The organism is Hoyosella altamirensis (assembly GCF_014191505.1).
Taxonomy (GTDB): Bacteria; Actinomycetota; Actinomycetes; order Mycobacteriales; family Mycobacteriaceae; genus Hoyosella; species Hoyosella altamirensis.
The window spans coordinates 82320-95010 of sequence record NZ_JACHWS010000001.1 but is presented as its reverse complement, the minus strand read 5'-3'; the positions used below and the strand labels follow the sequence as shown (position 1 = coordinate 95010).

15 protein-coding genes are annotated in these 12691 nt (G+C 61.4%); 5 read left to right on the top strand and 10 right to left on the bottom strand.

Translation table 11 applies throughout. From position 1 onward, the window contains the following. Positions 1 to 5 precede the first annotated feature (5 nt). Both FHU29_RS00470 and FHU29_RS00465 read right to left on the bottom strand, forming a co-directional pair. Entirely contained in the window at positions 6 to 800 is a 795-nt protein-coding gene (locus FHU29_RS00470; RefSeq protein WP_013808557.1) for a ParA family protein, read from the bottom strand. 93 nt (positions 801 to 893) lie between these two features. Continuing rightward, positions 894 to 1319 carry a hypothetical protein gene (locus FHU29_RS00465; RefSeq protein ID WP_083962351.1) on the bottom strand — a complete coding sequence of 142 codons (426 nt, stop codon included), beginning with the start codon at positions 1317 to 1319 and terminating at the stop codon, positions 894 to 896. Between the two features lie 65 nt (positions 1320 to 1384). On the opposite strand from FHU29_RS00465, the gene FHU29_RS00460 reads away from it, so the two are divergent. Next, positions 1385 to 2359: a diacylglycerol/lipid kinase family protein gene (locus tag FHU29_RS00460; RefSeq protein WP_064440674.1), complete on the top strand. Its 975-nt coding sequence runs from the start codon at positions 1385 to 1387 to the stop codon at positions 2357 to 2359. A 347-nt stretch (positions 2360 to 2706) separates the two neighbouring features. Next, the gene (locus tag FHU29_RS00455) at positions 2707 to 2961 is read left to right on the top strand and encodes a WhiB family transcriptional regulator (RefSeq protein WP_013808560.1); all 255 of its coding nucleotides are present in this window, start codon (positions 2707 to 2709) and stop codon (positions 2959 to 2961) included. Between the two features lie 94 nt (positions 2962 to 3055). On the opposite strand, the gene FHU29_RS00450 is transcribed toward FHU29_RS00455, so the two are convergent. Next, positions 3056 to 4612: a sensor histidine kinase gene (locus FHU29_RS00450; protein ID WP_064440673.1), complete on the bottom strand. Its 1557-nt coding sequence runs from the start codon at positions 4610 to 4612 to the stop codon at positions 3056 to 3058. Positions 4613 to 4624: 12 nt separating this feature from the next. Next, a complete protein-coding gene (locus FHU29_RS00445) occupies positions 4625 to 4840 on the bottom strand; it encodes a biotin/lipoyl-binding carrier protein (RefSeq protein ID WP_013808562.1) in 216 nt (71 codons plus the stop codon). Positions 4841 to 5024: 184 nt separating this feature from the next. Between FHU29_RS00445 and FHU29_RS23795 the strand changes: the two genes are divergently transcribed. Continuing rightward, on the top strand, positions 5025 to 5099 hold the full coding sequence (locus FHU29_RS23795) for a 50S ribosomal protein bL37 (RefSeq protein WP_407636578.1): 75 nt from the start codon (positions 5025 to 5027) through the stop codon (positions 5097 to 5099). Between the two features lie 49 nt (positions 5100 to 5148). Here the strand turns inward: FHU29_RS23795 and rsrA are convergent, their stop codons facing one another. The 3 genes from rsrA to FHU29_RS00430 all read right to left on the bottom strand — a co-directional run bounded on the left by rsrA (position 5149) and on the right by FHU29_RS00430 (position 7118). Continuing rightward, a complete protein-coding gene (gene rsrA / locus FHU29_RS00440) occupies positions 5149 to 5460 on the bottom strand; it encodes a mycothiol system anti-sigma-R factor (RefSeq protein ID WP_064440672.1) in 312 nt (103 codons plus the stop codon). After that, positions 5457 to 6113, bottom strand: a complete 657-nt coding sequence (locus FHU29_RS00435) for a sigma-70 family RNA polymerase sigma factor (RefSeq protein ID WP_064440671.1) — start codon at positions 6111 to 6113, stop codon at positions 5457 to 5459. The genes rsrA and FHU29_RS00435 overlap by 4 nt, the downstream gene beginning before the upstream one ends. Before the next feature lie 237 nt (positions 6114 to 6350). Next, positions 6351 to 7118 (bottom strand): SOS response-associated peptidase, encoded by a 768-nt coding sequence (locus FHU29_RS00430; protein ID WP_064440670.1) that lies wholly within the window; start codon positions 7116 to 7118, stop codon positions 6351 to 6353. Positions 7119 to 7198: 80 nt separating this feature from the next. Between FHU29_RS00430 and aroA the strand changes: the two genes are divergently transcribed. Further along, a complete protein-coding gene (gene aroA / locus FHU29_RS00425) occupies positions 7199 to 8494 on the top strand; it encodes a 3-phosphoshikimate 1-carboxyvinyltransferase (RefSeq protein ID WP_064440669.1) in 1296 nt (431 codons plus the stop codon). After that, positions 8481 to 9479 (top strand): ribosome small subunit-dependent GTPase A, encoded by a 999-nt coding sequence (gene rsgA, locus FHU29_RS00420; protein ID WP_157095172.1) that lies wholly within the window; start codon positions 8481 to 8483, stop codon positions 9477 to 9479. Before aroA ends, rsgA begins: the two co-directional genes overlap by 14 nt. 3 nt (positions 9480 to 9482) lie before the next feature. Here rsgA and FHU29_RS00415 read toward each other — a convergent pair whose 3' ends face one another. From FHU29_RS00415 to FHU29_RS00405, 3 genes are all read right to left on the bottom strand, one after another. Next, positions 9483 to 10790 carry a fatty acid desaturase family protein gene (locus FHU29_RS00415; protein ID WP_064440668.1) on the bottom strand — a complete coding sequence of 436 codons (1308 nt, stop codon included), beginning with the start codon at positions 10788 to 10790 and terminating at the stop codon, positions 9483 to 9485. A 95-nt stretch (positions 10791 to 10885) separates the two neighbouring features. After that, a complete protein-coding gene (locus tag FHU29_RS00410; RefSeq protein ID WP_064440667.1) occupies positions 10886 to 12007 on the bottom strand; it encodes a ferredoxin reductase in 1122 nt (373 codons plus the stop codon). Between the two features lie 114 nt (positions 12008 to 12121). After that, positions 12122 to 12637 (bottom strand): DUF6912 family protein, encoded by a 516-nt coding sequence (locus FHU29_RS00405; RefSeq protein WP_064440666.1) that lies wholly within the window; start codon positions 12635 to 12637, stop codon positions 12122 to 12124. Positions 12638 to 12691: the final 54 nt, after the last annotated feature.

Genomic DNA, 12691 nt, shown 5'->3' with positions numbered 1-12691 from the left:
GCGCCCTACTCGTAGGACGCGAAAGTGTTGAGCTCGCCGCCCTCTGTCCAGGTCTTCAGCAGGTTCGCAGCGAGCTCTCGATAAGCGACGGCGCCCTTGTTCTTCCGTCCTGCCAAAATCGACGCACCTGATGCGGATGCCTCCGCGAAACGCACCGTCCGCGGAATTGGTGGCGCCAGCACGGGCAGCCCGTAGCGGTCGGACACATCTGCGAGCACATCCCGGCTATGGGTGGTTCTCGCATCGTAAAGCGTCGGCAATGCCCCGAGCAGCGCCAGATCTGGGTTCGTGATCTGTTGCACTTCGGTCACCGTGCGCAGCAGCTGACCAACACCTCGATGGGCGAGTGTCTCGCATTGGAGCGGCACGATCACCGAGTCCGCTGCCGTCAGGCCGTTGAGTGTTAGGACGCCGAGCGACGGTGGGCAATCGATGAGAATGACATCGAAATCAGACGATGCCGGGTCGAGCGCGCGGCGCAAGGTGAACTCGCGACCGGGTCGCATCAGCAGGAGCGCCTCCGCCCCAGCGAGGTCGATGTTCGCTGGGAGCAGCGTCACCCCATCAGCTGTATCGAGAAGAACATTGCCGATCTTCTGCTCGCCGATCAGAACGTCATGCACCGACATTTCAAGTTTGTCCGGGTCATGCCCGAGCGAGAATGTAAGGCACGCTTGTGGATCGAGGTCAACCACGAGCACTCGTTGGCTAAGCGCCGACAGTGCGGCACCGAGCGACGCCACCGTCGTGGTCTTGGCGACCCCGCCTTTCTGGTTCGCTATTGCGAGAACTCTGGTCACACCGCCATACTCCCCGATTATTTCTGCAGATGCGAGGACATGCGCGGCGTTTTGCCGGGTGTTTTGGCTGTGGATTTGACAAATAGGCGGTCGTCAGTCAGCGGACATCCATTCGCTCGAGCGCCCGCTCATCAGGAGCACAAGTGTCAGAACAACCACCCCGCCGAGGATGAATCCCCAGAGGTACTGCTGCGACCCTGAAATGAGCGAAAACACCACAGGAAGCAGCAGCAACTGGATTACCACTGCTATAGCCCGTCCCCAGCGTTTCCCCAGCGCGAGGGCGATGCCTCCGCCGAGCACCGGCGCACCCAGGAATACGAACCACCCAGCTGTCGCGTAACCGCTGACTTCGGTACCCCCGGTGCCGGTGACCGCGCGCACGAGCAGCCAGGCCCCAAGTCCGAGCAAGACGAGACCCTGCAGCGAGACGATCACGCCCGCCGCCCTGATACCAGGAGGCACCGGCGGTTCTACGGGCTTGCGCGAGTCTTCCGGAAACGATGAGTGGGTGGCCACCCCGATAGGGTATTCCACGGCGCCGGTCCCGGTCGCAACGCATCAACACGCTAGGCTCACTCATCGTGCGTGCGCTGCTGATCGTGAATCCTCACGCGACCTCGACTACACCAGCGGGTCGCGACCTGATCGCGCTCGCGCTATCGAGCGCTCTCAAGCTCCGGGTGGCCCACACCGCGTATCGCGGCCATGCTGCGGAACTCGCTGCGGAGGCCGCGTCTGATGGCTACCCGCTGATCATCGTCCATGGCGGCGATGGCACCGTCAACGAAGTCGTCAATGGGGTGCTCGGGGGTGAGGTTCTCGGGGGCGAGGGGGGCTCGATGGCCTCGATCGCCGCGACCGCGCTACCGACGATTGCGGTAGTGCCCGGCGGGTCGGCGAATGTCTTCGCACGGTCGCTTGGCATCAAGAATGACCCTCTCGACGCCGCAAATCAGCTCATCAGCCTCGTTCAGTTGCGCCACCATCGCCGGATTGGCCTTGGACACTGCGATGGGCGCTGGTTCTTGTTCAACGCAGGAATGGGACTTGATGCGCACGTCGTCGAGTCCGTTGAAGCGAGCCGCGCAGGCGGCAAGACCGCAACCTCGGGGCGATATGTACGCGCGACAGTTCGCACGTTCATCCGCGAACGCAAACTCACCCCCGCACTGACCGTCGAGACTCCAGATGGAGCGAAAGAAGAGGGCGTGTACTACGCATTCGTGTCGAACGCGAGTCCGTGGACATACCTCGATGACCGCCCTGTCTATACGAACCCTGGTGCCGATTACGACTCCGGTCTTGGTGTGTTCGCCCTGAAAACTGCTCGCTGGATGTCCACACTGCGCATAGCGAGGCAGCTGGTGTTTCCGCGGCGCGGCGGGCCCCGGCATCGAGATCTACTGCGTATCGATGACGTGAAAGAAATCCGGATCACCAGCAGTCGGCCTATCGGACTGCAGCTCGACGGAGATTTTGTCGGGTTACGTGAGAACGTCACGTTCCGCGCAACGCCTAACATGCTCGACGTTGTTGCACCAAAGAATCCCGCCTAAAACGGCCCGCAAACCATGTGAGTTCAGGCACATCTACGCGTCAATGTCAAATTTCATCTAGAGATTCTGCCCGATTTGACACAGACTGGAACATCCGAGCGTACAAATAGATGGGTATCCACACACCTGATCTAGACCCCTACGTCTGGTGCGGACCGCAGCGGACGGCGGCTTAGTGATGTTCGTTACGACCTACTCGGGAGTATTGAGCTTCCAGTGAGTTCGTGACAGCATTTCTAGTTAACGGCGTGGAAACACAACGGCTACGCGTGAATTAATTGTTGACAACAATGGTGTGACGCACTTCGGTTCCTCGTGCGCAGCACACCCAGTGAGGAGTACCGATCATGGACTGGCGCCACAGGGCGGTCTGTCGCGATGAGGATCCGGAACTGTTCTTCCCCGTTGGAAACAGTGGCCCGGCGCTTGCGCAGATCGCGCAGGCAAAACTTGTCTGCAGCAGATGCCCCGTCACCCCCGAATGCCTAACGTGGGCACTCGAATCCGGCCAGGACGCCGGCGTGTGGGGTGGCATGAGTGAAGATGAACGTCGTGCACTGAAGCGACGGAAAGCACGGACGCGCGCGCGCAGCACTGTCTGACGTTAGTTATTCGCAAACAGTAATTGGCTTGGATTCTTCGGGATCCAGGCCATTTTTCTGTCTTTTCCGACAGCACACAATTAATGTGTTGAATTCACGCCCTTCGGCGACCGAGCGGCACCCGCAGAACGGCGTCCGTGCCGCCCGCTTCGCTCTCGTGCAGCCCGAGCGAGCCTCCCAGTTCCGCGGCGACGAGTGTGCGGACGATCTGCAGACCCAAACGGTCGGAACGTTCCAGGCTGAACCCTTCGGGCAGGCCATTGCCATTGTCGTGGATGACGACATCGAGCCATCGCGCCGAACGTTCGGCCCTGAGGACTATCTCTCCAGGCACCTCCCGATCACTCGACTCAGCCGACTCGAGGTCCTCTGGAACTCCAAGGTTGAACGCGTGCTCGATCGCATTCTGGACAAGTTCAGTCAGCACCATGACAAGAGGCGTCGCCTTGTCCGCGGGCATAACACCGAGGCTGCCCTCTCGACGGACAGCGATCGGCATGCCCACAGTGGCGACGTCGACCATCATCGGCACCAGACGATCAATCACGTCATCAAGGTTGACCTGCTCGTCGACGGACATCGACAGGGTGTCGTGCACAAGGGCGATTGAACTGACCCGGCGCACCGATTCCGCGAGAGCCTGGCGTGCTTCTTCGTTCGTTGTCCGTCGCACCTGTAGGCGCAGCAGTGCGGCCACGGTTTGCAAGTTGTTCTTCACGCGGTGGTGGATTTCGCGAATCGTCGCGTCCTTGGAGAGCAGTGCCCGGTCGCGGCGCTTCACTTCCGTGATGTCCCGCACGAGCACGAGCGCCCCTGCGGGTTCCGACTGCGGATACAGCGGCAGAGCCCGGAAGAGCACAGTCGCACCCCGGGCGTCGATCTCCATTCGCATACTCGATTCACGGGCTGTGACGGCTTGCAGGCGGACACCAAACTCCTGCGCGTCGAACGGGTCGGAAATCAGCGGCCGTGTCACCGCTGAGAGGTTCTGGCCCGCGATCTCGGTGCTGAGTCCCATCCGGTGGAATGCCGACAGCGCATTCGGGCTCGCGTACGCGACGGTGCCCTCGACGTCGATCCGGATCAGCCCGTCACCGGCTCTCGGGCTCGACTGGATGCCAACGAGATCCTCCCGCAAAGGAAAACTCCCGTCGCAGATCATCTGACACAAGTCAGCCGAACACGCGATGTAGGCCATCTCGAGCGCACTCGGAACTCGAAGCTGGGCAAGCGACGTATCGCGGGTGAGAACCGCGATGATCTGCCCGCCGCTGCGGACAGGTATTGCCTCGCGCGCAAGGGGCGTGCCTTCATACCAGCGAGGTGTGTCTTCGCGCAGAATCTCGCCCCGCAGCATCGCTGCGACAAGCTCGGGGTGATCCGCCCAATCGACGGAGCTTCCTACCCGGTCGTGGGAGTACACCGTCGGAGAGGTAGTGGGGCGGCATTGGGCCACACAGACCGCTTTCGCGCCAGCCAGGTCATCTTGCCCCTCTGCTTCGTCCAGATCGCCAGTAGCCACCCACATGAGGACGTCAGAGAACGAGAGGTCCGCGACTAACTGCCACTCCCCCACAAGCCGCTGCAAATGGTTGACGGCATCGCCTGGGAGGTCAGTGTGCTCCGCGAGGAGGGCACTAAGAGTTGACATACGCGAGCACCCTCATGAAATCACAGCGATGAGGTCGCCCTGCTGGATCACATCACCTTTGGTGACGTTGACGGCGCTGACGGTGCCGTCGAGTTCCGCGAGGACAGGGATTTCCATCTTCATCGATTCGAGCAGCACAAGTGTGTCACCTTCACGGACCGCATCACCGACGTTGACGACAACATCGAGTACCTGCGCGACCATTTCCGCGCGCACATCTTCCGCCATGGGGACCTCCGCTGTTTCGCTAGCTCCTCTAGGCTAATCGAGCGCGAATACGTGCAGCGACATCAGGGCGGCTACCGCGATTCGCCCACCATGTGTGCACAGACATGCTCCGCGGGGCGCGTACACTGGACCGGCAATAAAGAGAGCAGAAGGCCGGGGTTGCCCGTCCGCATAAGGAGTGACCATGAGCAAGCGTGGCCGCAAGCGTAGCGCCCGCCGTAAGAACAAGGCGAATCACGGAAAGCGTCCAAACGCCTGATACCGCGAAAGTCCGGGTTAAACCCGGACTTTCGTCGTTTTAGGCGGCCTCACTCATCGGTGACGATCCGGTGAATCGTGACTTGCCTGCGGATTTCGATGGTCAGCCGCTCACGGAGGTACTCGGGCGCCCGCTCACCGCCGCACTTTCGCGACAGCAGTCGTTTGATCTTCTCCTCCACGCCATATGCCTCGAGACAGGGCCCACATTCGTCGAGGTGGGCCTGCAGTCGCTCACGGATGATCTCGTCACACTCATGATCGAGCAATAAATACACGTCAGCCATGACCGCGGCGCAGTCGACATGGCTATCCGCTTCGAGGAACCCCTCCTCGCCGTAATTGTCCGGTGGGGTCATCATTGCGCCCTCTCCTGAGTTTCAGCGGAAGCCTCGCTGTTCGAACGGTTAAATCCACGATCCCGGGCGACGTCGGCAAGCATGCCGCGCAATTGCTTACGTCCGCGGTGCAAGCGTGACATCACAGTGCCAATGGGCGTTCCCATGATCTCCGCGATGTCTTTGTACGGAAACCCTTCGACATCCGCGTAATAGACCGCCATGCGGAATTCGTCAGGCAGCGACTGGAGTGCGTTTTTGATGTCGTCGTCGGGGAGTGCTTCGAGCGCCTCCACCTCAGCTGAGCGCAAGCCGGTGGAGCTGTGCTCCGCCGCGGCCGCGATCTGCCAGTCGGTGATCTCCTCCGTCGGATACTGGGCTGGCTGCCGCTGCCGCTTGCGGTACCCGTTGATGTAGGTGTTCGTGAGAATGCGGTACAGCCACGCCTTCAGGTTCGTCCCTTCCTTGAAGGAATTGAAAGCGGAGTACGCCTTCAAATAGGTCTCCTGGACGAGATCCTCCGCATCGGCAGGGTTGCGCGTCATCCGCAGCGCAGCGCCGTAGAGCTGGTCGATGAGCGGCATCGCGTCACGCTCGAACCGCGCAATCATCTGCTCGGGCGTTTCACCCTGCGATGGTTCGCCACGCGGTGCATCCGATTGATTACTTTCCGGCACAGGCTTCCCTTCGCTGATAGCAGGTTCCAAGCCTACCGCCCGGGAAGGTAAGTCCTGATACCTGCGTGCCCGCCGGAAATATTGCGTCTGCGAAGTAGGAGGATCGTCTAGGCACAGCACCGCCATCGTTACGTACACGCTCCTCATCGAGTTTGGCACACGGACATTCCGTACGCATCGATTCAACAGCTGAAAAGGCGCAGTTGTTCCCCGCTAACTGTGTCGCTCTGCACGTTCTCAGAACAGTTGCGGCTCGCGCTCATCGGCATCACCTACCGGCACGATGAGGTCAGATCCTTCGTTGCGCACTTGGTTGACCTTGGTACTCACGCGGCGGATCTCGATTGTGCTGTCGAAATCAGCGGGCGGGTGCAGTAGGTCCTCAGCCGCTGGACGATCTGGCGCGAGCCACGCTTGCCAACAGTCAGGGCTCACTACGAGCGGCATGCGGTCGTGAATCTCGGTCAGGCTCCCCACCGCGTCGGTCGTGAGAACTGCACAGCTGAGAAGCGGGGGCGCATCGTGCGCGGAAGGGTCCCGCCATGCGGACCACACACCAGCGACGTAGAGCCGAGATCCATCGTGCGGGGTCATGAAGTACGGCACCTTCACGAGCTTTCCAGTGGCGGGATCATCGGCCTGTACCCACTCGAACCAGCCATCCATCGGGATGAGGCAGCGCTTACTCTTCATCGACGTTCTGAACGCGGGTTTGTCGGCCGCCGATTCGGCCCGCGCGTTGAACAGCGGAGGCCCCTTCTTGATTTCCTTCGACCAGTGCGGGACGAGTCCCCAGCGCATCGCCCGGATTCGCCGGCGCAGCGGGGAGTCCGCATCATTAGAGTCGTCACGACGGTCGACCACGGCAGCGACGGTCGTCGTGGGCGCGATGTTGTAACCCACCCGCGGTGAGCCGCCGCCCTCAGCTTTGGGCGTCTCGTCGAGAGCATCGAGTTCCGCCGCTAGCGTTGCGGGATCGGCGGTGGTTGCGTATCTGCCACACATAAGTTCCATGCTAAGCACGAACCGCAAAAAGGGGACGGGCCAACTGCCCCGGTGTCGCCGCTATGCGCGAAGATAGGAACATGAGCATGTGGACCGCACCTACCCACCCGTCGCCCATCCACGCGAAGGTGGAAATCCCAGGTTCGAAGTCGGTTACCAACCGTGCCCTCATTCTGGCTGCTCTCGCGGACGGCTCCTCAGTCATTCGCGGTGCACTCCGCAGTCGCGACACGAACCTGATGATCGATGGGCTGCGAATGCTGGGAATCAGCATCACCGAGGACCCTCGGGATGAGACGACGCTTCACGTCTCCCCAGCTTCGATGCACGGCACGGCGATCGATTGCGGTCTCGCGGGAACGGTAATGCGGTTCCTCCCGCCTGCCGCAGCGCTCGCAGCCGGAGACGTTCACTTCGACGGTGACCCGCAGGCCCGCAAGCGCCCGCAGCGTGTCACCCTCGATGCTCTGCGCGCGCTCGGCGCCTCGGTCACCGGCGATGGACTGCCCTTCACTGTGCACGGGACGGGCGCTCTGCGCGGGGGCACTGTGGACATCGATGCGTCCGGCTCATCCCAATTTGTTTCGGGTCTCCTCCTTTCGGGCGCGCGATTCGAGCGTGGGGTCGAGATCCGGCACACCGGCGCTCGCGTGCCGTCAACCCCCCACATCGATATGACGGTGGAAATGCTCGCAGCAGCAGGAGTTCCGGCCACGCGACCGACAGCGTCACAGTGGAAGGTCGAACCTGGGCCAATCCGCGCAACCGACTGGAATGTGGAGCCGGACCTGTCGAACGCGACCCCGTTCCTAGCCGCCGCTGCCGTGACTGGTGGTTCAGTGACGGTGCCGCGGTGGCCGGGCCGCACCGCGCAGGCTGGCGACCACATTCGTGGCATCCTCACGGAAATGGGTGCGCGGGTCACTCATGACGGCGGCGCACTGACCGTCACGGGTTCTGGCAACCTCACCGGGATCGACGTTGACCTTGGGGACGTCGGTGAACTCACGCCGACTGTCGCTGCGCTCGCTGTCTTCGCTGATACGCCAACACAGATACGGGGAGTCGCGCACCTGCGCGGCCACGAAACTGACAGGCTGGCCGCGCTGAGCCACGAAATCAACGGGATTGGCGGGAAGTGCGAGGAAACCGCAGACGGACTGCGGATCGTACCTGCGCCGCTTCACGGCGGCGACTGGCGCGCCTACGCCGACCACAGGATGGCAACTGCTGGCGCGATCATTGGGCTGCGTGTCGAGGGGGTCAGGGTCGACGACATCGACACGACCGCTAAGACACTTCCCGGGTTTGCCCAACTTTGGGGAGCGATGCTTGATCAGGGTCTCGACGAAGGGATTCGCTCTGAGACAACGTGAATTTGATGAGTCTGATGTCCGCATCAGACCGGGGAAACGGACTCGTCCGCGCACCAAGACTCGGCCTGAGCACCTAGACGCCGAGATGGCGATGGTGATATCGGTCGATCGTGGCCGCTGGGGCTGCGTACTGGAACGAGACCACAGCAGCACCGTCACCGCGATGCGTGCCCGCGAACTGGGCCGGACCCCGATTGTTGTAGGCGACCGCGTCTCGCTGGTCGGAGACCTTTCAGGGAAGCCTGGCTCGCTCGCGCGGATAGTCCGGCTCGAAGCACGAACCAGCGTATTACGGCGCACTGCGGATGATACGGACCCGTTCGAACGGATCGTCGTCGCTAACGCCGAGCAGCTCCTCATCGTCGTCGCGGCCGCTGATCCCCCACCACGAACTGGTTTCGTGGAACGGGCGCTCATCGCGGCATACGCGGGCGGCATCGCACCGATTCTGGGCATCACGAAAGGTGATCTCTCTGATCCTGCAGAGTTCACTGTGCATTTCGAAAAGCTCGACTTGCCGATTGTGCGCTGCGGTATCGATGACGGGCTCGAACCCTTGACCACTCTTCTTGCAGGCTCGGTCACCGCACTGCTGGGGCATTCTGGTGTCGGGAAGTCGACGCTGGTGAACAGGCTGGTCCCGGGGGCTTACCGCGCAACTGGTGAAGTCACCGGTGTCGGCAAAGGCCGACACACATCGTCGCAATCGGTCGCCCTGAGACTGGACCAGTTGCCTGGGCCTAGCTGGGTGGTAGATACCCCGGGTGTCCGCTCGTTCGGCCTCGCACACATCGACGTGAACGATGTTCTTGGCGCTTTCGCTGATTTGGCCGAGGCAGCGGAGGACTGCTCACGCGGCTGCAACCACCTCGGGCCGCCTGAAGATCCAGAATGCGCCCTCGATTCTCTCGAAGGCGCATCCCATGCGCGAGCTATGGCCGTTCGGCGGATGCTTGAGGCGCTCCGTTCGAACGATATGTGGTGACTGTCAGGCCGCCTGCAATGCGCGAGCGGACTCCGCCGGTGTGGCGGGACGGCCGATCAGCTTGCGGATCGCGGGAACAACCCCGCGCTGCTTCTTTGTGGCATTCATCGCGGAGCGGAGACCGCGGCGCGCTCCTGTCACCGGGTCTATACCTGCGAATGTGTCTTTGAGCCCGCCGCGAATACGGAACTTCAGCTCCGAGTTGGTTTCCGGCGCGTCGTCTCGCGTGGCTGTCAGGTAGCGATCTGGAAGCGCAAGCTTCGCGATGGTCCGCCACGTCTGCAGGTACATCTTCGGGAATGAGCCCGTGGTGTAGGGCAGGTCGTACTTATCGGCCAGGGCCTCCACCCGTACAGCTATGTCCTTGAGCCGGTTACTAGGCATATCAGGGAAGAGGTGGTGCTCGATTTGGTAGCAGAGGTTGCCACTCATGAAACGCATGATCGGGCCCGCCTTGAAGTTCGCCGAACCGAGCATCTGCCGCAAGTACCATTCGGCTGGAGTTTCGTTGCGGTACTGCTCTTTCGTGAACTTCTCAGCACCGTCTGGGAAGTGCCCGCAGAAGATGATCGCGTTCGACCAGAAGTTTCTTATAACATTCGCAGTGAAATTCGCTGCCAGTGTCGTCAGAAACGCGGGGCCGGTGAGCGCCGGAAACAGCAGGTAGTCCTTGCCGATCTGCTTGGCGATCTTCTTGAGAACCTCTGCGCGAAGCTCTTCGAACTCCTCGCGATCCTTCTTTCCAGCTGCTACCTTGCCCAATTCGAGGTGCTGAATCGCAACCCCGTACTCAAAGAGCGCCGCGAGGATGAAGTTGTAGATCGGGTTGCCGAGGTTGAACGGCGTCCACCTGTTATCACGCGTAACGCGCAGCAGACCGTACCCCACATCAGGATCGAGACCCACCACGTTCGTGTACTTGTGGTGCATGTGGTTGTGGGTCTGCTTCCAGTGGGCCGCAGGGTCGCTGATGTCCCACTCCCAGGTGGAGCTGTGAATTTCAGGGTCATTCATCCAGTCCCACTGGCCGTGGATGACATTGTGCCCGATTTCCATATTCTCGATAATCTTGGCAACCCCAAGTCCCACGGTCCCGAGGACCCAGGCTGGAGGGAACCAGCTGGCGAAAAGAACCGCGCGGCTGCCGAACTCCAGCGAACGCTGAAAACGAATGGTGTTGCGAATGTATCGGGCATCACCCTCACCGAGCGACTCCTCGAATTCCGCGCGAATCTGGTCGAGCTCGCGCCCCAGCGCCTCGACGTCTTCTGTAGTGAGATGCGCGTATTCTTTGATGTCGGTGATCGCCATCTGAGTCCGTCCTAACGTAATCGGAGGCAGTAATCTTACCTACGCGTACGTAGGTTACCAAACCGTAAGTTACGGTATCGTATGTGTGGCGCAGTTCATAGCTCGAAGGTACAGTTGCCGGCCGGCGTATTCACACACGTCTTGACGCGCTCCCCCGGGTTCGATTCCCTGCCGCTGCGCAGATCCCGAACAAATCCTTCGCTCAGTTCCGCAACACAGGTATGGCAGATGCCCATTCGGCAACCGAACGGCATTCGCACGCCGACCTTCTCGCCAGCTTCAAGGACGGTTGTGGCGCCGTCGACCTCGACAGCTTTGCCGGAACGCCGGAACTTCACTGTTCCGCCTTCACCCGCGTTCGCGGTGCGGTCGATGGTAAAGCGCTCGACATGAAGGTGGCCCGCCCGTCCCTGCTCCTCCATATAAACCTCGAGATTGTCGAGCAGCGCTTCAGGCCCGCACGCCCACACCTCACGCTCGCGCCAGTCGGGGAAATGCTCGTCCAGCATTTCCGGCATGAACTTGCCATCCTCGGTCGTGAGCTGAAGGTGAAGCTGATAACCCGCGCGTTCCTCATACTCGCTCAACTCGGCTCGGAACATGATGTCATCCGACTTGCGAGCTGAGTGAATATGCGCAATGTCCGCAATCTCATCGCGTCTCGCCAGTGTCCGCAGCATCCCCACTACAGGGGTGATGCCACTGCCTGCGGTGACGAAGAGAATCTTCTCCGGCGGCGGCTCGGGCAGCGTGAAGTCACCCTGCGGAGCAGCAAGCCGGACGATCGTCCCCGGCTTCACTCCGCCAACCAAGTGCGTAGACAGAAAGCCTTCCGGCATCGCTTTCACCGCGATCGAAATCACGCCCTCATCACGTGCTGGCGGCGAAACGAGCGAGTACGAGCGCCAGTGCCACCGCCCGTTGATATGCAGGCCGATTCCGACAAACTGACCAGGCTGATAGTCGAACTGGAAGCCCCAGCCAGGTTTGATGACAAGCGTTGCCGAATCAGCGGTCTCCGGCCGTACCTCGACAACTCGGCCGCGCAGTTCCCTCGCCGACCAAAGTGGGTTCACAAGGTGCAGATAGTCATCCGGGATCAGTGGTGTCGTAAGGCGCGCAAAGAAGCCCCGCACCGCGTTCAGCCTGCGGTTTTCGAGAGCGGGAACCCCCTCGATCGGCTCCTCAAGCCATCGCGCGAGATCCTTGAACTTCATAGCCACCCTTTCACCATCCGCTACCCTACGGACCCCAGCGCTCGTAGGTTACGGTTACGTAGGTTACGTTCCGGGCCGCGACATTACCGAAGCGATGAGACCTAACTCACTCTGTCACAGCAGCTCGACGAGGAACCCCAGTTCTTGCGTGGCGTACCAGGCCAGATCATGGTCCTCGGCATCGCCTAGAACGAACTCCGCCTCACTGTCCCCCAGGTCTGCCTCATCGATGATTGCCGCGGCACGTGACACAGACTCTTCTGCGTCGGCGAGATCGATGTGCGCTGACGCGACCTGCTCCAGCGTGATGGCCGAACTGACCGACACGACCGCGTCGTCAAGATCTGACCGGAGTGTCACCTCGCCGTCGTCGACGTCGGCCGCAATCACCGCGCGCCGGTACCGCACATCAGCTTGGGCGCCGCTTTCCGCCTCCGCCGCGAGTAGCCGGAGAGACGCCCGTGCGGCATCGCGCATCGCGACCTCCGCAAGTTCGTCATCGTCGCCGGAGCGATACGCTTCACGCAGCGCAGGTGTGACCGCAAATGCCCGCCCCGCGAGCGGGAACAGCTCGCGTTGCTCGACCAGTTGCTGCACCCCACGCAGAGTGACTGGAACATAAATGCGCATAACCCGCCTTTTCGGTGTCAGCCTCGCAGTGCACCAGTTGGCAACCACAGTGTC

Coding starts and splice junctions, on each gene's coding strand:
- FHU29_RS00415 (WP_064440668.1), bottom strand. CDS start 10,790: ATGGCGATCACCGACATCAAAGAATACGCGCATCTCACTACAGAAGAC.
- FHU29_RS00445 (WP_013808562.1), bottom strand. CDS start 4,840: ATGGCGGAAGATGTGCGCGCGGAAATGGTCGCGCAGGTACTCGATGTT.
- FHU29_RS00430 (WP_064440670.1), bottom strand. CDS start 7,118: ATGTGTGGCAGATACGCAACCACCGCCGATCCCGCAACGCTAGCGGCG.
- aroA (WP_064440669.1), top strand. CDS start 7,199: ATGAGCATGTGGACCGCACCTACCCACCCGTCGCCCATCCACGCGAAG.
- FHU29_RS00450 (WP_064440673.1), bottom strand. CDS start 4,612: ATGTCAACTCTTAGTGCCCTCCTCGCGGAGCACACTGACCTCCCAGGC.
- FHU29_RS00455 (WP_013808560.1), top strand. CDS start 2,707: ATGGACTGGCGCCACAGGGCGGTCTGTCGCGATGAGGATCCGGAACTG.
- FHU29_RS00410 (WP_064440667.1), bottom strand. CDS start 12,007: ATGAAGTTCAAGGATCTCGCGCGATGGCTTGAGGAGCCGATCGAGGGG.
- rsrA (WP_064440672.1), bottom strand. CDS start 5,460: ATGATGACCCCACCGGACAATTACGGCGAGGAGGGGTTCCTCGAAGCG.
- FHU29_RS00405 (WP_064440666.1), bottom strand. CDS start 12,637: ATGCGCATTTATGTTCCAGTCACTCTGCGTGGGGTGCAGCAACTGGTC.